Source organism: Paenibacillus marchantiophytorum, from assembly GCF_014640555.1.
GTDB classification, from domain to species: Bacteria; Bacillota; Bacilli; order Paenibacillales; family NBRC-103111; genus Paenibacillus_E; species Paenibacillus_E marchantiophytorum.
Genome location: NZ_BMHE01000023.1, coordinates 19442 through 39869 on the forward strand (window position 1 = coordinate 19442; position 20428 = coordinate 39869).

19 protein-coding genes are annotated in these 20428 nt (G+C 44.0%); 14 read left to right on the forward strand and 5 right to left on the reverse strand.

Annotation, left to right across the window (positions count from 1 at the left end; genetic code table 11):
* Positions 1 to 82: 82 nt before the first annotated feature.
* From IEY34_RS20445 to IEY34_RS20455, 3 genes are all read right to left on the reverse strand, one after another.
* On the reverse strand, positions 83 to 670 hold the full coding sequence (locus tag IEY34_RS20445) for a guanylate kinase (RefSeq protein WP_189014591.1): 588 nt from the start codon (positions 668 to 670) through the stop codon (positions 83 to 85).
* A 164-nt stretch (positions 671 to 834) separates the two neighbouring features.
* Entirely contained in the window at positions 835 to 2967 is a 2133-nt protein-coding gene (locus IEY34_RS20450; protein WP_229757747.1) for a DEAD/DEAH box helicase, read from the reverse strand.
* A 137-nt stretch (positions 2968 to 3104) separates the two neighbouring features.
* The gene (locus IEY34_RS20455) at positions 3105 to 3791 is read right to left on the reverse strand and encodes a hypothetical protein (RefSeq protein WP_189014593.1); all 687 of its coding nucleotides are present in this window, start codon (positions 3789 to 3791) and stop codon (positions 3105 to 3107) included.
* A 278-nt stretch (positions 3792 to 4069) separates the two neighbouring features.
* Here IEY34_RS20455 and coxB point away from each other — a divergent pair, with 278 nt between their 5' ends.
* The 14 genes from coxB (at position 4070) to IEY34_RS20525 (ending at position 16152) form a co-directional block, all read left to right on the forward strand.
* Positions 4070 to 5086, forward strand: a complete 1017-nt coding sequence (gene coxB, locus IEY34_RS20460) for a cytochrome c oxidase subunit II (RefSeq protein ID WP_189014595.1) — start codon at positions 4070 to 4072, stop codon at positions 5084 to 5086.
* Between the two features lie 69 nt (positions 5087 to 5155).
* Positions 5156 to 6988 carry a cytochrome c oxidase subunit I gene (ctaD, locus tag IEY34_RS20465; RefSeq protein ID WP_189014737.1) on the forward strand — a complete coding sequence of 611 codons (1833 nt, stop codon included), beginning with the start codon at positions 5156 to 5158 and terminating at the stop codon, positions 6986 to 6988.
* The gene (locus IEY34_RS20470; protein WP_189014597.1) at positions 6985 to 7599 is read left to right on the forward strand and encodes a cytochrome (ubi)quinol oxidase subunit III; all 615 of its coding nucleotides are present in this window, start codon (positions 6985 to 6987) and stop codon (positions 7597 to 7599) included. The genes ctaD and IEY34_RS20470 overlap by 4 nt, the downstream gene beginning before the upstream one ends.
* Position 7600: 1 nt before the next feature.
* The gene (locus tag IEY34_RS20475; protein ID WP_189014599.1) at positions 7601 to 7915 is read left to right on the forward strand and encodes a cytochrome C oxidase subunit IV family protein; all 315 of its coding nucleotides are present in this window, start codon (positions 7601 to 7603) and stop codon (positions 7913 to 7915) included.
* Between the two features lie 88 nt (positions 7916 to 8003).
* Positions 8004 to 8861: a cytochrome c oxidase assembly protein gene (locus IEY34_RS20480; protein WP_189014601.1), complete on the forward strand. Its 858-nt coding sequence runs from the start codon at positions 8004 to 8006 to the stop codon at positions 8859 to 8861.
* Positions 8862 to 8878: 17 nt separating this feature from the next.
* Complete coding sequence (locus tag IEY34_RS20485; RefSeq protein WP_189014603.1) at positions 8879 to 9334, forward strand: DUF420 domain-containing protein; 456 nt, start codon at positions 8879 to 8881, stop codon at positions 9332 to 9334.
* Between the two features lie 130 nt (positions 9335 to 9464).
* Entirely contained in the window at positions 9465 to 10370 is a 906-nt protein-coding gene (locus tag IEY34_RS20490; protein WP_189014605.1) for an ABC transporter ATP-binding protein, read from the forward strand.
* Positions 10363 to 11649 carry an ABC transporter permease gene (locus tag IEY34_RS20495; RefSeq protein WP_189014607.1) on the forward strand — a complete coding sequence of 429 codons (1287 nt, stop codon included), beginning with the start codon at positions 10363 to 10365 and terminating at the stop codon, positions 11647 to 11649. The genes IEY34_RS20490 and IEY34_RS20495 overlap by 8 nt, the downstream gene beginning before the upstream one ends.
* A gap of 102 nt (positions 11650 to 11751) precedes the next feature.
* Positions 11752 to 12114: an ArsR/SmtB family transcription factor gene (locus IEY34_RS20500; protein WP_189014740.1), complete on the forward strand. Its 363-nt coding sequence runs from the start codon at positions 11752 to 11754 to the stop codon at positions 12112 to 12114.
* A 15-nt stretch (positions 12115 to 12129) separates the two neighbouring features.
* On the forward strand, positions 12130 to 12585 hold the full coding sequence (locus IEY34_RS20505) for a BlaI/MecI/CopY family transcriptional regulator (protein ID WP_189014609.1): 456 nt from the start codon (positions 12130 to 12132) through the stop codon (positions 12583 to 12585).
* Entirely contained in the window at positions 12560 to 13423 is an 864-nt protein-coding gene (locus tag IEY34_RS20510; RefSeq protein WP_189014611.1) for a M56 family metallopeptidase, read from the forward strand. Before IEY34_RS20505 ends, IEY34_RS20510 begins: the two co-directional genes overlap by 26 nt.
* A gap of 194 nt (positions 13424 to 13617) precedes the next feature.
* A complete protein-coding gene (locus IEY34_RS20515; RefSeq protein ID WP_229757752.1) occupies positions 13618 to 14424 on the forward strand; it encodes a cytochrome c oxidase assembly protein in 807 nt (268 codons plus the stop codon).
* A 27-nt stretch (positions 14425 to 14451) separates the two neighbouring features.
* Positions 14452 to 15069: a copper resistance protein CopC gene (locus tag IEY34_RS20520; protein ID WP_189014615.1), complete on the forward strand. Its 618-nt coding sequence runs from the start codon at positions 14452 to 14454 to the stop codon at positions 15067 to 15069.
* Positions 15070 to 16152 (forward strand): CopD family protein, encoded by a 1083-nt coding sequence (locus tag IEY34_RS20525; protein ID WP_189014617.1) that lies wholly within the window; start codon positions 15070 to 15072, stop codon positions 16150 to 16152.
* 11 nt (positions 16153 to 16163) lie between these two features.
* On the opposite strand, the gene IEY34_RS20530 is transcribed toward IEY34_RS20525, so the two are convergent.
* Both IEY34_RS20530 and IEY34_RS20535 read right to left on the reverse strand, forming a co-directional pair.
* Positions 16164 to 17255 (reverse strand): CopD family protein, encoded by a 1092-nt coding sequence (locus IEY34_RS20530; protein ID WP_189014618.1) that lies wholly within the window; start codon positions 17253 to 17255, stop codon positions 16164 to 16166.
* Positions 17256 to 17299: 44 nt separating this feature from the next.
* On the reverse strand, positions 17300 to 19444 hold the full coding sequence (locus tag IEY34_RS20535; RefSeq protein ID WP_189014620.1) for a heavy metal translocating P-type ATPase: 2145 nt from the start codon (positions 19442 to 19444) through the stop codon (positions 17300 to 17302).
* Positions 19445 to 20428 lie beyond the last annotated feature (984 nt).

The following is a 20428-nucleotide window of genomic DNA, read 5'->3' on the forward strand; positions in this document are numbered from 1 at the left end:
CATAGCCGAAATTGTATTACGTTACGTGAAAAGACCCGGACGGATGACTTCGTCCAGGCCTGTTATAGGCAGTTATGCCGTGTTAATCCAAATCAACTAGGTTGCGATTTAAGTAAAGATCCAACGTTTTGGTTAAATCAAACACCGTGTGGGCAAGATCTACGTTCTCAAACACATGATCGCATTGATCACGGAAATCGAGCTCCTCTTCGTAGTACGAGAGGTATTTCGCGATGATATCTTCCGTGTCTCCACTATCTTTCATCCGTTGCTCAAGCTTTTCTCTGTCCGCATAGATGAAGATCAATACGACCTGATCACCATACAGCTTTTTGAGAGTTTCGGCACCAAAACGGTTCAAGATTAAATAGATGCTTCCGCTTAGCTCGAACATCTGTTCAATATCCGCACTTTTGATTCCGTACAAATGATCATTTACCGTAGTGACTTCGATAAATTCATCATTGGCTTGCGCCTGAACAAACTGAGCAGGCGAGATAAACTGATAGTCTTGACCATCTTCTTCAGTAGCCCGGGGCGGCCTTGTTGTGTAAGAGATAACTTGCTTCATGCCTAGTGTAGATCCTGACATTTCTGCGACCGTCTTACGACCAGCACCGTGAGGACCTGTGAATACAAAAATCATTTCCTTGTCCTTCAATGCGTACATGGAACATACCTCCTTATTTTATGAACAGTGGGGGGTAAATCCTACGTGCGTGCAACGGTATGAAACGATTTTTGACCAATCAAGTAGGATTGCGTTAAACCGTATCTTTATTTTACAACGTTCGGCGTATTCGGTAAAGACTTGTTGAGAAAGCGCTTTTTTTCTTAGCGCTTTCCGCCGCGACCGCCGCCACGAGGCGCGCTGCCGCGTGATCCGCCGGATTGGCCGCCGCGCGGCGAACCGGATCTGTCGCTGCGCGGTGCAGAGCTGCGCGCGCCAAAGCTTGCGCCGCGTTCACGTGCTCCGCCGGCGCGTTCGCCGCCGGATTGCCCGCCGCGCGTCGCGCTGGGTCTGTCGCCGCGAGGCGCACTGCCGCGTGCCCCGAAGTTGTCGCCGCGAGGCGCACTGCCACGTGCCCCGAAGTTGTCGCCGCGAGGCGCACTGCCACGTGCCCCGAAGTTGTCGCCGCGAGGCGCACTGCCGCGGGCACCAAAATTATCGCCGCGCGGTGCTGCACCGCGCGCGCCACGCTCAGCGCTGTCCCCGCGGGGAGCGCTGTCGCCACGGCCTTTGCCGCCGCCGCGAATGGTGCGCGACGCGCTTGCCGCGTCGTCACGCCCCGTGCCGGCGTACTTGTTGTATGGCGAGTAAGACTTATCGCCATGTGGAGCCGAACGCTTGCCATCGGCGCGACCAGCTGTGCGCGGAGCGCGTTCTGCATCTCCGCCACTGCCATAGGACTTGGTTACACGCGCTTTAGCAGCACTCATGTTGTCACCGCGGCCCGTACCGGCTTGCGTGATGGCAGGTTCTTTGGCGACAGCCCGTCCCCATGTGTTCGGATTGCGTTCCGAATTCACTTTGGCAGGACGTGCGCCCGTCCGATTAACCCCTGGTGCATCGCTGCGTGAGCCGAATTTGTCTCCACGGGCACCAGATGAACTTCTAGCGCCGCCATACTGGACGTTAGCTCGGTCTGCGCGACCACCGGATCTACCGCGTCCTCCGCGTTGCTCCGAGGATGCGCCGCTGCGTTCGCCACGACCGCCGCGAGCAGGAGCGTTCCCACTTCTGCGTGCGGAGCCTTTGCCTTCGCTTTCGAAGTTGTCCTCTGAGTTCGAACGTACGCGTCTTTGTCCGAGCTCGCCGCCTCTAAGGGACATTTTGATGCCTTTTTCGATCAATTCAATCGTATCCATGTCTCGCGGTGTCGCGAAAGTAACAGCTACTCCGGATTCGCCCGCACGGCCCGTACGACCAATTCGGTGAATATAGCTTTCTGCATCCTGCGGCACATCGAAGTTGAAGATATGGGTGACACCTTCCACATCTAATCCGCGGGCTGCGATATCCGTAGCGACCAAGAGCTCGATACGACCTTCTCTGAATCGTTTCATAACCTGTTCACGTTTGGCTTGGGATAAATCGCCGTGAAGCTCATCGGACATCAGTCCAATTTCCTGTAAAACTTCATTTAAAGCGATAGCCTTAGCTTTGGTTCGACAGAAAATCATCGCCAAATATGGTTTATATTGTTTAATGGCTGCGATCAGGGCATCTTGTTTCTGACGATCTGTGGTTGGAACAAGAATTTGTTCGATCTCAGCTAAAGTGACTTGTTTGCTTTGAATTTTGATTTCCTTTGCTTCTTTCATATAAGCTTTGGATAAATTCATCACCTGCTCCGGCATTGTTGCTGAGAACAGCAGCGTTTGGCGATAAGGAGAGCACTGCGCAATAATGTCCTTCACTTCATGCAAGAAGCCCATGTGCAGCATTTGGTCCGCTTCATCTAATACGAGTATTTTCAATTTATAGAAATTGATAGAGCCGCGGCGAAGGTGATCAAGCAATCTTCCCGGAGTTCCTACTACTATATGTATGTTTCCTTGAAGCTTTCTAAGCTGCTTTTCTACATCTTGACCGCCATAAGCGGCCAGCACCTTTGCGCCAGTTACTGGGACAAGGGTTTTCAGCTCGTTGCTGATCTGAATCGCTAGTTCACGAGTCGGTGTAAGAATTAAGGCTTGTACGTCCGAACTCTCTACATCAATTGTTTCTAATATAGGAAGAACAAAAGCAAGGGTTTTCCCCGTACCTGTTTGTGCCTGCGCAATAACATCCGTACCTTTTAATAAAACAGGAATAGCTTCCCGTTGAATAGGCGTCGGTTCTACGACTCCCTCAGCTTGTAAAACTTGAACGAGGCGATCTCTAATTCCTAATGAGGCAAATCCATTTGACATGGTAAATTGGCCAGCTCCCTTTTTCCTGCTTAATATAGGGACTTTGGTCATAGACCAAAATCTCTCCTTGTTAAAGACGATTCCCTCATTGTACAGGAATGCCAGACAAATGAAAACAGGAGCCGGCCAACAAGCAGTAAAAAACTACTCTATATATAGAAGTAATTCGCTGAAAAGTCCATTTTCTTCTATTTATTAGGCAGTTGTTGTGCAGTACCAAACACGCGGGTAACGGTCTGATTGAACGTTGGCAATAAAGGCATGAGGGAATTGCCTTTCCAACTTTCTTGGGCGAAGCTGTTCATTTGATTAAGGAAATCACGGTTGGCTGAAATGTACACATCCATGATGTTGGGCTGCAGGAGACGAATCTTCTCCGCCATCGCTTGTTTGAAACGGTGGGATAACAGGTCGTGATGAACGGCTGTTTCATAGTTGTTAAAGCCATTATTTAATTCGTTGGAGGGCAAATAATCATCAAAGGGAGCTTTATCGTTATAAAAGCCTTTATTTGTTCCCTGATTATTCGTTTCTTTCGTTGTCCCTTTCGTACCGATTGCGCTGCTGTCAATCATAAGAGCTACATAAGCATTCTGGTCGGTTGTCATCACAATAGCGGTGTTCACGCCATTCATAGCATTAAGCTGGTTGGAAAGGAACTGGCTGTAGATCAGCTTCGTGTTGTTGTGTGTAACAGGTCCAGAAAGCTGCTGGGTTTGATACGCTCTTTCGTTTTCATCTGATTTTTCGACAGGGGCGCCAAAATTCGTGTGGTCGGGACTTTTCCCATACTCTCTTCCTTTTTCTGCACAACCACTGAATGCGAGCATGAGGAATATCATTCCACAAATCGGAAAACCTAACTTCCTAAGCATCTGAGATGACCTCCCATATAGTGTGTAATGTCTTTAGGATGGGATGTTTCCGTACTTTTATTCGTCTTCGCAAATATAGGCATTCGTGCATAAAGAGGTGGTTGTATGGAAATAACCATGAAGGGAAAATATATCGTCATAGAGCGCTTTAAGAACAATTTGTGAACTTCCCTCCAGCGATTGACAAAAACTTTTCACGAATTTATAGTTAATAAAGTGAATTGACATGGGCATGGCCTTCGTGGTAAAAATAATGTTTTAAAAGTGGGGTTGATACAATGAGTGGAATGAAAAAGTTGTGGCGTCTGCTACCCCTAATAGCGGTGATGACGTTCTTGCTAACCGGGTGTGGAGACCCAACCTTGTCTGCTTTACAGCCAAAAGGGCCTGTTGCTTCCGAGCAGCTGTACCTAATGAAATTAAGTCTCTTTATCATGGTTTTTGTCGTAATTGTCGTATTTGCAATTTATGTGTATGTTTTAATTCGCTTCCGCAAAAAAGCGGGCGATGACAGCATACCTAAACAGGTTGAAGGAAGCCATGTGCTTGAGATTATCTGGACGGTTGTCCCGATTCTTTTACTGTTAGTGCTTGCGGTGCCTACAGTATCTTACACGTTTAAGCATTCGACCAATTACACGAAGGATAAAGCTGCAGTGCATGTTAAAGTAACTGCGCATCAATTCTGGTGGCAGTTTGAATATCCGGATCTTGGTATTGCTACAGCTCAAGAGCTTGTTGTGCCTAAGGATAAAATTATTGCCTTCGAACTTGTTTCCGCTGACGTATCTCATGCTTTCTGGGTACCGTCGCTTGGTGGTAAAGTCGATACGAATCCAGGGATCACCAACACGCTTTATTTGCAAGCCGATGAAATCGCAACCTTCCAGGGAAGGTGTACGGAGCTTTGCGGAGCCTCACATGCTTTGATGAACTTTACGGTTGCATCCAAGTCAGAAGCCGATTTCGATGCTTGGGTCGCCAAAATGAAAGCACCTGCTACTGTGCCGGCAACTGCGCAGAAGGGTGAAGAACTTTTCAAAGAAAATTGTATGTCTTGTCATGCTGTTAATGCGAACGGTCCTGGTGTTGCTCCTAACCTCAAAGGTTTCGCTGATCGTGATACACTTGCAGGTATCCTGGAACACACTCCTGAAAACATGGCGTTGTGGATCAAAGATCCGCAAGACCAAAAACCAGGCAACAAAATGCCGGCTTTTGGTAAAAAAGCAGGCGGGAAGCTTGACGACGCTCAGATTAAAGATATTGTTTCATACTTACAGACATTGAAATAAACTTCTCAGGTAAAGGAGGTTAATACGTTGGCACACGCACATCCAGTAAAAAAACACCACACCGGATTGATGGATTGGCTCACAACAGTCGATCATAAGAAAATCGGGATTCTGTACTTACTAGCGGGCGGTTTCTTCTTCCTCGTAGGGGGACTTGAAGCCATCCTGATCCGGATTCAGCTTGCATTCCCGGATCAACACATTTTCATCGGAGATTCATTCAACCAATTAACAACGATGCACGGAACAACGATGATTTTCTTTGCGGCAATGCCGGTTATCTTCGCTTTCATGAATGCCATCGTTCCTCTACAAATTGGTGCTAGGGACGTTGCCTTCCCATTCGTTAACTCTCTTGGTTTCTGGCTGTTCTTCGCGGGCGGCATACTGATGAACACAAGTTGGTTTTTGGGTGGAGCACCGGATGCAGGCTGGACGGGATATGCACCATTATCCACCATTCAGGACACCGGATGGGGTCAGACGATAGAGAACAATTTGCAAGGTACTGATTTCTATGTCCTTGGTTTGCAAATTGCCGGTATCGGTACATTAATCGGGGGGATTAACTTCCTGGTTACGATTATTAACATGCGTGCACCTGGTCTTACATATATGCGTTTGCCAATGTTCACATGGACAGCTTTCATCACTTCCGGTTTGATCGTTCTTGCATTCCCTGCAATTACGGTTGCGCTTGTTGAACTCATGTTTGACCGTATTTTCGGTGGTGCGTTCTTCGATGCAGCCCGTGGGGGCAACAACGTACTATGGGAGCATTTATTCTGGATTTTCGGGCATCCCGAAGTTTATATCTTGATTCTTCCAGCTTTCGGTATCATCTCAGAGATCGTTTCTACGTTCTCCAAAAAACGTCTTTTCGGTTACAGCTCCATGGTTTTCGCGACGGTGTTGATCGGATTCCTGGGCTTCATGGTTTGGGTACATCACATGTTTACATCAGGTCTGGGTCCAGTAGCTAACTCAATCTTTGCGATTGCAACGATGGCGATTGCTGTACCGACAGGTGTGAAAATCTTTAACTGGCTGTTCACGCTGTGGGGCGGACAAATTCGTTTCACGACTGCGAATATTTTCGCAACAGCGTTTATTCCGACTTTCGTAATGGGTGGTACAACAGGGGTTATGCTTGCGATTCCAGCAGCCGACTTCCAGTATCATGACACTTACTTTGTCGTCGCTCACTTTCACTATGTTATCGTTGGTGGTCTAGTGCTTGGTTTGTTCTCAGGCCTATACTACTGGTGGCCAAAAATGTTTGGTCGCATGCTGCATGAAGGTCTGGGTAAACTGCATTTCTGGTTATTCTTCATCGGTTTCCATCTGACATTCTTCCCGCAGCATTTCTTGGGATTAATGGGAATGCCGCGTCGTGTCTTTACGTACCAGCCTGGATACGATCTTGAAGTAGGTAACTTAGTATCCACTGTAGGTGCGTTCTTGATGGGTATCGGTACATTGGTATTCCTGATCAACATTATTGCAACACAAAGAAAACCAAAAACGGCTCTTGCAGATCCTTGGGATGGCCGTACATTGGAGTGGGCGATTCCTTCACCTGCACCAGAATATAACTTCAAACAAACGCCGCTTGTTCGCGGATTAGATGCACTTTGGAAAGAAAAAATGGCGGGCAACAAAGAGATGACGCCGGCAGAACCAGTAGGTTCGATTCATATGCCATCTTCATCCATTTTACCGCTTGTAATGTCCGTTGGCTTATTCATTGCTGGTTTTGGTTTCATGTACAGAAACTACTATGTAGCAGCCGCGGGTATCGTAGTTACATTTATTGCGATGTTCTTGCGTTCCGTTTATGACGATCATGGTTGGCATATTGAACCGGAAGAGCTTGAAGATGACAAGGGGGTAAAGGCATGAGTACTCATCATACGGGCGCACTGCCTGCTAATCCGGAAACGGCTACCCTCGAAGGGAAAAATAAGGTTCTTGGCTTTTGGTTATTCTTGGGTGCCGAGGTTGTGTTGTTCGGTTGTTTATTCGCAACGTACATTGCGCTTCGGAACTCTGTTCCTGATGGCCCAACAGCTCAAGAAATATTCAAACTCAAAACAGTGGGTTGGTCTACCTTCATCCTCTTAACAAGTAGTTTGACAAGTGTATTCGCGATTATCGCGATGCATAGAAATAAACTAGGTCAATTGTTAAGCTGGTTAGTTGTTACGGTTTTGTTTGGTCTTTCGTTCTTGGGTCTTGAGATTTATGAGTTCGTTGAATACGTGCACGAAGGTCACAAGTTCACGACAAGTGCTTTCTCGACTTCCTTCTATACGTTGGTTGGGTTCCACGGAGCTCACGTAGCGTTCGGTATTTGCTGGATCACTTTGTTGGTTTTGCAAGGATTGAAAAAAGGGTTGACCGTTGTTACTGCACCTAAGTTTTATGTTGCCGCACTATATTGGCACTTTATTGACTTAGTGTGGGTATTTATCTTCACAGTCGTTTATCTGATGGGGAAGGTGGGTCAATAAGATGAGCAGCAATACTCATGATACATCTGCACCTAAACGTGTTAAGCATGAATCACCCTTGAACCATTACTTGTCTTACATTGTCTCGATTCTACTCACGATGCTTGCATTCGCTGTCGTGCTCTACGGAGATCTGGATCGTTCGTTTATCTTAATCTTTATCGTTACTTTAGGTATCGTTCAAGCAGTTATCCAGTTGTTATTCTGGATGCATGCCAAAGAAAGAGGACACTTATTCCCGCTAATTTTCATCGCGGGAGGAGCTTTCGTAGCGCTTACCTGTGTTATTATGGCCGTATATTGGGTGTGGTGGTAAGTAATCAGGAAGAGGCAACTTTGTCTAGACAAAGTGCCTCCTCTTTTTTTACCAGGAGCCTACCGTTGGAAGGAGATAGCGTACACGTATGAACCAAATTGGCGGATTTTTCGAGATGTGGAATCCTGTTTTACTGTTGGTGGTCGTTGTTGTCGGATATGTTTATCGTCGCTTTGTCGCTAAAGGAAATGGGAAGTCTGCAGAGGTCGAGCCGGTCACGGTCGTACAGCAGCTTTCTTTTTACTCCGGACTCGTACTTTTTTACATAGGTCAGGGTAGTCCGATCAACTATATCGGTCATCATTATTTGTTCAGCATGCATATGCTGCAGCAAACGGTTCTTTATCTGATTGTCCCGATCTGTTTCTGGTTGGGGACTCCAGCCTGGGTATTGCGGCCTCTGATGAGGAACGTTGTGTTCCGCGGCTTGTTCTCCTTCTTTTCCAGGCCGTTGATTGCTCTTTTCTTGTTCAATATGCTCTTTTCGATTTATCATATGCCACTGGTTATGGATAACTTAATGCGAAATGATTTGGCGCTGCTAGGTTACCATACGGTACTTCTATTTACGGCCTTCATGATGTGGTTCCCTGTTTTTTGTCCAATTCCGGAGCTCAATAGCTTGAATGATCTCAAGAAGATGGCTTATATTTTTGGGAATGGCATTCTGCTTACGCCTGCTTGTGCCCTCATCATTTTCGCCGATTCCGTCATTTATGATATGTATGCGAATGTAACCGTTCCTTTTGCACATTTGTCTCCACTAGACGATCAGCAATTAGGCGGCGTTATTATGAAGATCATCCAAGAGATCGTTTATGGCGCGACACTGGCCTATATATTTTTTAGATGGTACCGTAGAGAACGTAAGGAAGATGCTGAGTTGGAAGCGTTAGAGAATCAAGAGAGCATGAATAATCAAGGCGGGAATTGGAATCGCGCTTAGAGAAAGGATTTAGGAAGATGCACATACTACCTACGATTTCTACGATGTTTATCGTCATCAGTGCTATATTTGTCGGTTTCGGCTGGTACCATATTGTCAAAGGGCACCGTGAAACACATCAAAAGTTGATGGTTTTCGGCGCTATCTTTGCACTGGCGTTCTTCATCATATATATGTCACGCACGTTATTTGAAGGAAACACGGCATTCGGTGGACCTGAAAGTTTGAAGCTGCCGTATCATTTGTTCCTGTTTTTCCATATAACCTTAGCGACAATTGGTGGGGTACTTGGACTGGTGACGCTATGGTTTGCTTATAAAAAGAAATTCTTGAAGCACAAGAAAATAGGGCGAGTCGCAGCTATTGTATGGTTGCTGACAGCGCCAACGGGCGTTTTGGTTTACATTTTGTTATATATTATGTATCCGGGCGGCACGACGAAGCCTGTGATTGATGCCATTTTTGGATTGTAGAAAAGGAAGCTGAACCTGTGCGTGTCACAGTGTTCGGCTTTTTTTTTCACAGAGATGAATAAGTTTTCATTTATTTCCAACTAAGTGTAAACTATGAGATAGATCTGATGTATAGAAAGGTAGGCTGCTCATGACATATCCGTTAATTCTAGAACATGTCTCCAAGCAATATGGGGATAAGACAGCAGTAAATAAGATCCAACTGTGCGTGAAGCAAGGTGAAATCTATGGGTTGTTAGGGGCTAACGGAGCAGGGAAAACCACGACTATGCGTATGGTTCTTGGGCTTATCTATCCCGACGAAGGGAAGATTTTGTGGAAAGATCAAGGATATCGAGAAGAACTTAGACGTCTAATGGGCTACTTGCCGGAGGAACGTGGCTTGTACCCAAAAATCAAGGTGTGTGAACAGATTATATATTTAGCTGAGCTTCGCGGCGTATCTCGCAAACAGGCGGATGCTGATTTGAAGCTATGGCTGGAACGGTTTGGCGTACCGGAATATTACAACAAGCGGATTGAAGAGCTCTCCAAAGGCAATCAGCAGAAAATCCAGTTTATCGCGGCTGTCATACATAATCCGGAGATCCTCATCTTGGATGAAGCTTTCAGTGGATTGGATCCAGTCAATGTCGAACTCTTGAAAACGACGGTCAAAAGCCTGAGGAATGAGGGGAAAACCATCCTATTCTCCAGTCACCGCATGGATCATGTGGAAGAATTATGTGAGCATATTTGTATTTTGCACAGGTCTAATACGATTCTCCAAGGGAATTTAAGGGATATTAAAGCTGCTTTCCCCAAAGAAAGACTGATTCTTGAAACAGAAGAGCTCATAGATGGATTGGAACTACTGGCTGGTGTTACAAGCGTAGATAAGCTGATGAATGGGTATGACATTCGTTTGGATAAGGATGCGGCTGCTCAGGAAATTCTTCACTATGCGATAGGGAAATCCAGTATCAGACGGTTTCAAATTATGGAACCTACATTGAACGAAATCTTTATTCAAAAGGTGGGAACAGCACATGAATAGTACAATGACCGTCATCAAATTTACATTCATGTCACGTTTCAGGTCGAAATCGTTCCGGGTTATGAGCATCATATTAATTCTGCTATTATCTATTCTGGTTCATTTACCTACGCTCATTGATAAACTTTCATCGCATGATGCAATCAAGATCGGTGTCGTTGGTGGTAAACAAGCGGATCTGACCGGCAAATTGGCAGCCTTTTATCAAAATCAGATGAATCCCGAGATCATTATCGTACCGTTACAGGATGCTGGAAGTAGTGGTTCAAATGAGGCTTTTGCCAAGCAGCAGATTGCTGATAAGCACATCAAAGGTTATTTGGAGTTCTCAGATGAGATGGCAGGCGGCTTTCCGAAAATGATCTATAAATCCGAAGGCACGATGGAATTCTCGCTAAAAAACAAGCTTCAAACAGCACTTCAGCTCATAAAAACAGATGTTGCTCTGCAAAGTATTGGACTTGCAGCCGATCAAAAAGCGAACATACAAGCTTCGATTTCCTTGGAAACCCTGCAAATTTCAACGAACAATGAGGCCGTCTCTGGCAAGACGGAGTCACAGATGGTGATGTCGTATGCGCTCGTGTACGCTATGCTATTTATGCTCTATATGGGTGTTATTGGTTTTGGCAACATGGTCGCGATGGAAATTACAGCGGAGAAGAGTTCCAGAGTCATGGAGCTGTTGATTACGAGTGTTTCTCCACTCAAGCAAATGTTCGGCAAAATCATTGGGATTTGTCTACTCGCCCTTTTTCAAGTGGCTATGATCATCGTTGTTGCCATCATAAACTTTACTTTGTCCAGCAGCAGTAAATTAATCGAAGAGCTGCACCTCAATTGGGCGGATATTCAAGTCTCGCTCGTGATTTACTTCTTGATATTCTACTTATTGGGTTTCTTTATCTATGCGACTATCTTCGCGGCAGTGGGGTCCCTTGTAAGCCGGACCGAAGAGGTGGGGCAGGCGATCATGCCAGTTACTATGGTTATTGTAGCAGCCTTTATGGTCGCGATATTCGGTCTATCCAATCCGAATGCCAGATTCGTCGTTATTATGTCCTTCGTGCCTTTCGTCTCGCCGCTCATTATGTTCCTGCGCATAGGAATGAGCAGTCCTGCGCTATGGGAAATAGGGCTGTCTATCTTGATTCAATTGGCATCAATTGTAGCAATGGCGTGGGTTGCCGCTAAAATATACCGCACCGGAGTGCTGATGTACGGCAAGCGTCCTAGCTGGCGCGAGCTGCGCAAAGCGATGCGAGCTTATAGGGTTTGAGGACTAAATGATAAGAGAGGATTTACCTTATGAGTTATAGTATAATGAAAAGTAAATCGTAAGAATTATCATCAGAAAGCGAGCGCGACTATGGAAGAAATCATGTCAAAACCTGTACAAGATCAATGTGAAGATACTTGTAATGGAACTTCAAATATTGATGTATTGAAAGAACAAATGTTAGCAGATCAAACGGTTACAGGATTAACAGAAGTATTCAAGGCGCTTGGGGATCCCACAAGACTCAAAATTATTTACACCTTGTTGAATAAAGAACTCTGTGTTCACGATATCGCCCAAGTCCTAGAAATGGGCCAATCCGCTATTTCCCACCAGTTGAGATATCTTCGTAATCTTAGGATCGTTAAACGGCGTAAAGTTGGAAAGACGGTATTTTACTCACTAGATGATGGTCATATCGAGCAAATTTTCGTACAGATGCTTCAGCATGTGAAACACGATTAAAGGGGAAATAAGGTCATGAAAAGAATGGGCTATCGCATGGAGGAGGAAGGTGTAAACCGTTTTCTGGGCTCACTGGAATCTTTGATCATGGAGCTAATGTGGGAGTCAGGAGACTGGATGAATGTTCAGCAACTACGCGAGAGTTTAAAGTCTGAACAGGTTTACTCCGTAAACACAATCATGACGGTTTTAAATAGATTGTCGGATAAGGGGATACTAGATAAGCATGCAGCTGGAAGAGGGCGGAATAAACTTGCCCTTTTTAAGGTTATGGTGTCCAGAGAAGATTTCATCATGGAACAAACCAGAAATGTTACGGAAGGACTCATCAAGGATTTCGGCGAAGTTGTCGTTGCGCATATGATGGATGTTGTGGAAGAGCTTGACCCCGATCTTTTGAGAAAAGTAGAACAGATGCTGCAAGAGGCCAAAATGAGGAATAGCGATGACAACACTAAATCAAGCAAATAAGACATTCACTCTATACTCGATCGTAGTATTTGCCTTATTTTTTTTATTGATATGGGCTTTATTTCATCATATACAAGATGTTAGCTGGATGCCTAATTTGCTGCAGTTTACGAGTGATATTTGGTTTGATTTCAGATACGGTCATGCATTAGGGGAATCCTTGTTAGTGTTAGTAGCTTTATTTACTTTTGTGTCACTTATGATATACGGAATAAAAGATATGTACCGTCAATACCAATGGAATCGGTTTATTAAACATCAGTTAAGCAAGGACCTTACTACACTTTTGAATCTAAAATATGAAGAATTGCATTTTCCAATCTCAGTGCTTAATGATGCGGAGCTGTTCGCTGTAACTTCAGGTATGTTCACTCCGCGGATAATTATTTCAAGCTGTCTTGTAAAATCACTCTCAGATAATGAATTGAAAGCTGTACTTTTACATGAAGCATATCACGGAATTCATTATCACCCAGTGAAAAAGTGGTTTCTGAGACGTTTATCGCATGTGATCATGTACGTTCCAATGTTAAAAGGATTAACGGCCTATTACTCGATTTGGATTGAGCTTCTGGCAGACCGCTATGCCATAGAGCAAATGAGGAATAAGACATATCTTGCCTCAGCATTAGTGAAAATAATTAATCATGCTCAACGCAGCACAAGGATGTCACCCATGACGGCTGATTTTGGGAAAACGGCAGTCAATTATCGTTTGAAGCAAGTATTAGATTTGCAAGAGCAATTAGATGTAGCGTATTGTTCAAAGAAGGCGTTGTGGTCATCAGTAGCAGTGGGAATCCTCTTCACATCAATCGTAATAGTTAGCTGTAGTTAGCTGAAGTTAAAAGCGAGGATATATTTTCAGGTTCGGAAATTTTCTGGGGGCTAATATAGCCTCTTTTTTTGTTCTCAAATTATTGAACATATTAGCACATATTCATTTAACGTGTTGACAGTAATAGCTCTGTATCTTAAAGTTAAAAACGACGCTTTGTAGTTTTTTAGAGGAAAGAGGTGTGACGATTGGAAATGAGCAGCATGATTTCAATATTACATGGTTGGGAACTAAAAACTTGGATCATTGCCTTAATTGTCATAGTCAGCTATTTGCTCTTAACGGGGCGCTATTATGCAAACTTTAAAGAGGGTACACGAGTTTCTTCGAAGCAAAAAATGTATTTCATTGCTGCGATTATAACCTGCGGATTAGCACTTGGAAGTCCGATAAGCATGCTTGCGCATCACATGTTTAGTGCGCATATGCTTCAGCAATCAGTACTATATTTTGTAGTTCCGCCACTGTTGTGGAAGGGAATTCCAACTTGGTTGTTCAGAGCCATATGTACCGAAAAAATAAGAAAATCGGTTCTTCCTTTAATGACGAATGCTTTAGTATCGGTTGTGGTTTTCAATGTTCTACTGTCTTTTTATCATTTCCCAATCATTTATGATGTCATCATGTCAGGCGAATATCCCATGGTAATGTACCTATCTCACGTCATATTATTCTTTTCGGCAATGCTGATGTGGTTTGCTGTAACGTGTCCAGAGCCTGAACTGGATCGATTGAATCATTTGAAAAAAATTGGTTATGTTGTACTGAATGGTTTGCTGTTATATCCAGCCTGCGCGCTGATGATTTTTGCTGATGATCTCATCTATAGCAGTACGAAGGAAGCCCATCAAATTTTTAGTTTTTTAACGCCATTGGCTGACCAGCAATTGGGAGGCATTATTATGAAGATCTTTCAGGAAGGTGCTTTTGCTGTTGCCATAGGCGGCATAATTTTTAGTTGGTACCGTATTGAGCGCAGTGAGGAAACTGAGGAGCAGTAAAAAATTAAAATTATTGGAGGAAATCCTATGTCTATTATTCATGGAAATAAGTTGTTTATTAAATTACTAACGATATCAAGTGTTTTGCTTCTCGGTTTGACCATGATGCTTTCCAAAAATGTCTTTGCTCATACTGGACTTGAAGGCTCAAATCCCAAAGCTGGCATAGAAGTTACAGAAGAACTGAAAGAAATTACGCTTACTTTTGAAGGCAAGCTTGAGAATTTAAGTACTTTCAAGTTGTTCGATACCAACAAACAGGAAGTAAAATTAGCTACTGTTACGCTGAAAGAAAAGGTAATGACGAGACAGCTGAATCAACCACTGGCAAACGGCAGTTATGAAGTGCAATGGACGATTGTCGGTGAGGATGGACACCCCATTCAAGGGAAGTATTCCTTTACTGTGCAAAGGGCAGAAGTGAAACAGCCTCAAACCGAATTGATAGTTACTCCTACGCCATCAGTGTCAGTTCAACCTTCTAACTCACCTTCACCTTCAAGTACGCCTACAACAAAAGTGGAGTCGCAACCTGAGCCAGCGAAAGCCAAACCGGCATCAAATAATTATTTGATTTGGGTCGGTATCGGGGTAGTAATGATTATCGCACTTGTTGCTCTGATGATTACTAGGAGGAAAAAGTAGTTGATTTATATTGTCTCAGAGGCGCTGCTCTATGTTTGTTTTGCTATATTAACAGGTATAAGTGTACTTGCTCTTGTTCCAGAGAATAAAAAACCGCGTTATCATGTTTCAGACAATGCATTGACGTGGGTTATAACCGGGATTGTTGCATTATCTTCGTTGCAGATTATTAAGCTCATTATTTTCTATAAGGTAAATCTTGATTACGAGCTTTCGTACCTTATTTTTACAGTTCTAGGTGACTACAATGTAGGAAAGGCTTGGTTTATTACAGTCATTACGGCTATGGCTATGCTATATTTTTTGGGATTAAAGCCGAATTCTAAAGCACTAAAGTATAAGTGGATGGCCATTCCAATATTAACAGTTATTCAACTCATCACATTCGGATATGCCAGTCATTCGGCTTCGATCTATGGATGGGCTGGGTTTGCTGCACATACGACTCATTTTATCAGCGCAATGGTTTGGATTGGGGTTATGCTGGTTATCGGCTGGTGCACGTCTGAAATGCGAAACTGGGCAGCCTTCCTGAGGTGGTTCACACCTCTAGCCATTGTGTGTGTAATAGTTGCAATCTTGGCGGGGTTACTTCTAATGAGCAGACTTTCTCCTCAGTATGTAAGCTCATGGATTACGTCTTACGGACAAGCAATGCTTATTAAGCACTTATTAATTGTTCCAATTATTGCAGTGGCATTGATTAATTCGTTCTTGCTGCATAAAGAGTCTGTTAAGACCTTGTCATGGCTGAGGGTAGAAAGTATAGTTGTTATCTTATTACTGGCAGTAACAGCGTTTATGGGGCAGCAGGCTCCTCCTCACGATGATGTTAAAGAATTACTTGACGAAGGATCGCCTTCTGCCTTGTTTATGTTGATTACTGGTTATGATTTGAACCGTGGGATAGATCTTAATATCGTTCCAAACGCGATTAGTGTGAGCCTGGCAGCCGCGGCTTTCCTATCATTACTTGTTGGTTTGTTGTGGGTTTGGAGAAAACAGAGACCAATGTGGTCGTTTGTTGCGGTGCTGCTTTTCGTTATTCTTGGATATATGGCTCTGATGGTTGCAGTAGTCTAGCTGCTGCTTGTTTATATGACACTTACCATTACTGCGACATAGGTTACTACTGCAAGAATCAGACCCATACAGATGACACTCAGGGAAGCTTTCTGTCTTTTGACAAATACGATGAGCATCGTAGCTACCAGTAGGGCGGCCAGAAGTATGAGAGCAATACTCCATACATTAACGCCGACTTTAACGATAAAATCAGCGGGGAGTTGATTAAATCTTGTAAATAAACTGGATGGTTGGGTTAGTTTTATTGTGTTTGCGATACTTAGTTCATGAGGCGGATTTTGTTGTCCCATTACGGATGTAGCCGACAGAACAAAAATGGCCATAATACTTTCAACTCGCAGCCAAGGCTTTGGGTCGTAGTTTGGATTGGATAAGAATTTGCGCTTTGTTAGGAAACCATTCATAAAGGCGATAACGAATAGCGGAATAATCAGTACATGTTTGATTAGCAAGGTTTGACCATACGTTATCATCCAGGCATTCAAATACTCAGGAACAATAAAGTTCATGAGAATAAGTCCTGCCACCATGGTTACGGATACACAAATCCATGCAACCGGGCTAAACCATTTGAAAAAAGTCTGCCAATGCTGCTGATCTTTCGAGAACCAAGCAACACTTATCAAGATGCCTATCCAAACAGAGACAGCAAGAAAGTGAGAACTGTGTGTAAGAAATCCTTTTATTGCAAAATTGGATGCGCAATGACTTGCCCAGCCAAAAGCTCCAATCAGCCCTACAGTGAAAATTAAGCCGATAATATCCACTAAGGGCTCTTTCTTGGAACCGCGCAATATCCGAATAAAAATGACGGCAAAAGAGAAAAAGAGCGTATATAACCATGCATGCCCCATTTTAAAATCAAGAAGAACGCCTTTACCTATAACCCAATAGCTTTCCCCAAAGTCCTTTGCGAAGAAGTCAATGATCTTAAACACAGGTGCAAAAGATAAGAGCGCAATGCCGGCTGTGCATAAAATGATCAACCAATTCGGTATTTCGATTGAGGGACGTTTATCTGGTGGGATTAGACTTAGGATTTGCGCTCCAGTGATGATGCAAAAGCAGATGTATAACAGGGTTTCCGTTACATAAATCATCGAATAGTCGTTCTCCTATATGCTCGTTTTTAAGACAGTATTGTTTATGATTTTTTTTGTATCAGTATCGTGAGGCTGACTAGTGTAACAAAGATAGTTGCTCCCATATCGGACAAAATAGCAATCCATAATGTAAGCAATCCAGGAATCGTAAGCAGCAGAGCAATAAGTTTTAATCCAAGTGCGACGGATATGTTAAAACGGATGACGGAATTAACTCTTTTGGCGATAGATACGGCTTCAGGCAGTTTGCCCAAATGATCCTGCATGAGCACGATATCCGCAGTCTCAATGGCGCTGTCTGTGCCTTTGCCCATCGCGATGCCAAGCTGAGCGGATGCCAGGGCAGGGGCATCGTTGATGCCATCGCCAATCATCGCAACACGGCCATTTTTCGCTAACTCCTTGATTTTATTTACTTTATCTTCGGGGAGAAGACCGCCATAATAGGCTGTCACGCCTACCAAGTTGGCTACTTTCTCAGCAGTCTTTTGATGATCGCCAGTTAGCATAACCGTACGTTTGATACCTACTTTATGCAGTTCTTCGATGACAGATTTACTTTCCTCGCGGATTTCATCGCTTATTCCGAACATGCCGAGAACTCGCTGATTATCGGCCACTAAGACTAGTGTCAGCCCTTGCTCTTTAAGGTCGTTAATTTGCTTTTGAATGTCAGCAGAGAGTTCAATATGCTCCATACTTTTTTCATTGCCTAGCCAATATTGATTTCCTTGAACGCGAGCCTCGATACCACGGCCAGAAACGGTTTGGATGTCATCGGGTGCTGGAACATCCATCGGACTTTCGTTAACTTTCTTCATGATTGCTTTGGCTAGAGGGTGGGAGGAAGATTTCTCGATTGATGCCGCGACCATAAGGAACCGTTCTTCGTCAAATACAATGGTTTGTTCAACATGCGGCTCGCCTTTGGTTAAAGTGCCTGTTTTATCAAAAGCAAGCGTGTCGATTTTACCTAGTTGTTCTAGAAACACGCCGCCTTTTATCAGAATACCGTTGCGTGCATTTCGGGTAATACCCGAGACGATGGCAATTGGAGAAGATAGAATAAGAGCACACGGACAACCTACAATTAAAACGGCTAAGCCTTGATAAACCCATTTACTCCAGTCACCACCAAGTAAAAGGGGAGGAATTAGGATGACAAGGGCAGATATAGCCATAATAATCGGGGTATAGTATTTCGCGAACTTATTGATAAACAGTTCCGTAGGTGTTTTTGTTTCTTGTGCTTCTTCCACAAGATGCAATATTTTAGCCAATGATGAATCTTTATATGCCTTATCTACAGCAACATGAAGGACACCTTCGTTATTAATACTCCCTCCAAAAACGGGTTCTCCAGTGGACTTTTCAACGGGTAAAGATTCTCCTGTTATAGCAGCTTCGTTGACCGAGCTTTTTCCTGCTGTTACCGTACCATCGGACGGGATTTTCTCGCCTGGCTTTACAATGACTAAATCGCCAACCTTTAAGGAGGCAATGGGGACAACGGACTCTATTCCATTGTTCAATATATGGGCTTCTTTTGGAGCTACTTTAAGCAAAGTCTCCATGGACCGGCGTGCTTTTTCCATGCCTAGCCCCTCGAGCAGTTCATTCAGACCGAAGAGAATAGCTACAAGCGTGGCTTCTTTCCAATCACCAATTGAAACAGCGCCAATAAGAGCAATCGTCATTAGCGTATCAATATTGAACCGGAACGCGAATAAGTTTTTAAGCCCTTTTAGAAAAGTTGAGTATCCACTTAATAAGATGGCAATTACATACATGCCGATCTGTAGAGTAGCGTTTAATTGATTGCCGAAAATGAAAGCTGCGGCGTAAATAACAGCTGAAACAATGAGAAGTATCATTATTTTTTTTGAACTGCCGTGCTCGTGACTATGTGTATGCCCATCTCCATGATCGTGACCATGACTATGATCGTGATGCTTGTGAGAGCCGCTATGATCATGATCGTTATGATCGTGAGTACGATCAATATAAGCATTATCTGATTTAAGAATTCGCTCTACATCTGGGAAAGAGACACGTGAATCAAGCTTTAACTTTCCAGAATTGTAACTAAGTGTTGCAGTTTCACCGTAGTCCAACTTTTTGATCTGCTGCTCTAGCCCCATTGCACAATTACCGCAAGAAAGGCCTTTTACGCGATATTCATTCATTAGACAAACCTTCTTTCATGAATATATGAGTACATATTCATATAATATGCCGATTTGATAATTATGTCAAACGCGTTTGATAAGCTTTATTTTGCACCCAGTATTCTGAACTTAGTATGACCCGAACGGGCCATATTGTGCGTTGATCTTGTCTAGCACATGAAAATTTTCTATGCGTCTTAAACGTTCTGTGGTCTTGTTACAAGATAAACCGCGAAGTTAGCGAGAATAAGCACATATAGCTCATATAGCTTGCCTATTCATCGCATGATCACCCCCGAATATAACAAATTTTATAGAACCTAGCCTGCGGCCGCAGGCTAGGTTTTTAGCGCTGAAATTTAGCGTTACGGAGGGAAGGGAGCTCAAAGTGGGATCAGTAACGTTGAAAAACAGCGTTACAGGTAGAGCAGAGCCCCGCTGGGCGCTTTTCAGGTGAGATAACGCTGAAATTCAGCGTTACGGAGGGAAGGGAGCCCAAAGTGGAGGCTGTAACGTTGAAAAACAGCGTTACAGGTAGAGTTGAGCCCCGCTGCGCCGCTTTTCAGGTGAGTTAACGCTGAAATTCAGCGTTACGGAGGGAAGGGAGCTCAAAGTGGGATCAGTAACGTTGAAAAACAGCGTTACAGGTAGAGCAGAGCCCCGCTGGGCCGCTTTTCAGGTGAGTTAACGCTGAAATTCAGCGTTATGGAGGGAAGGGAGCCCAAAGTGGGATCAGTAACGTTGAAAAACAGCGTTACAAGTAGAGCAGAGCCCCGCTGGGCCGCTTTTCAGGTGAGTTAACGCTGAAATTCAGCGTTATAGAGGGAAGGAGCTCCCATTTTGAGCGACACGGATCCCCCTAGAAACAGGTTATCATTCTAACGAACTGTATGATGCTTAAAGCTGGAAAAAAGGGTACTTGGGGCGAATTAACGAATTGTATTGGCGTTATTGAGCAGTATGTTGGCGGAATGCGGGTCATTTATCTGAAATAAAGCGTCT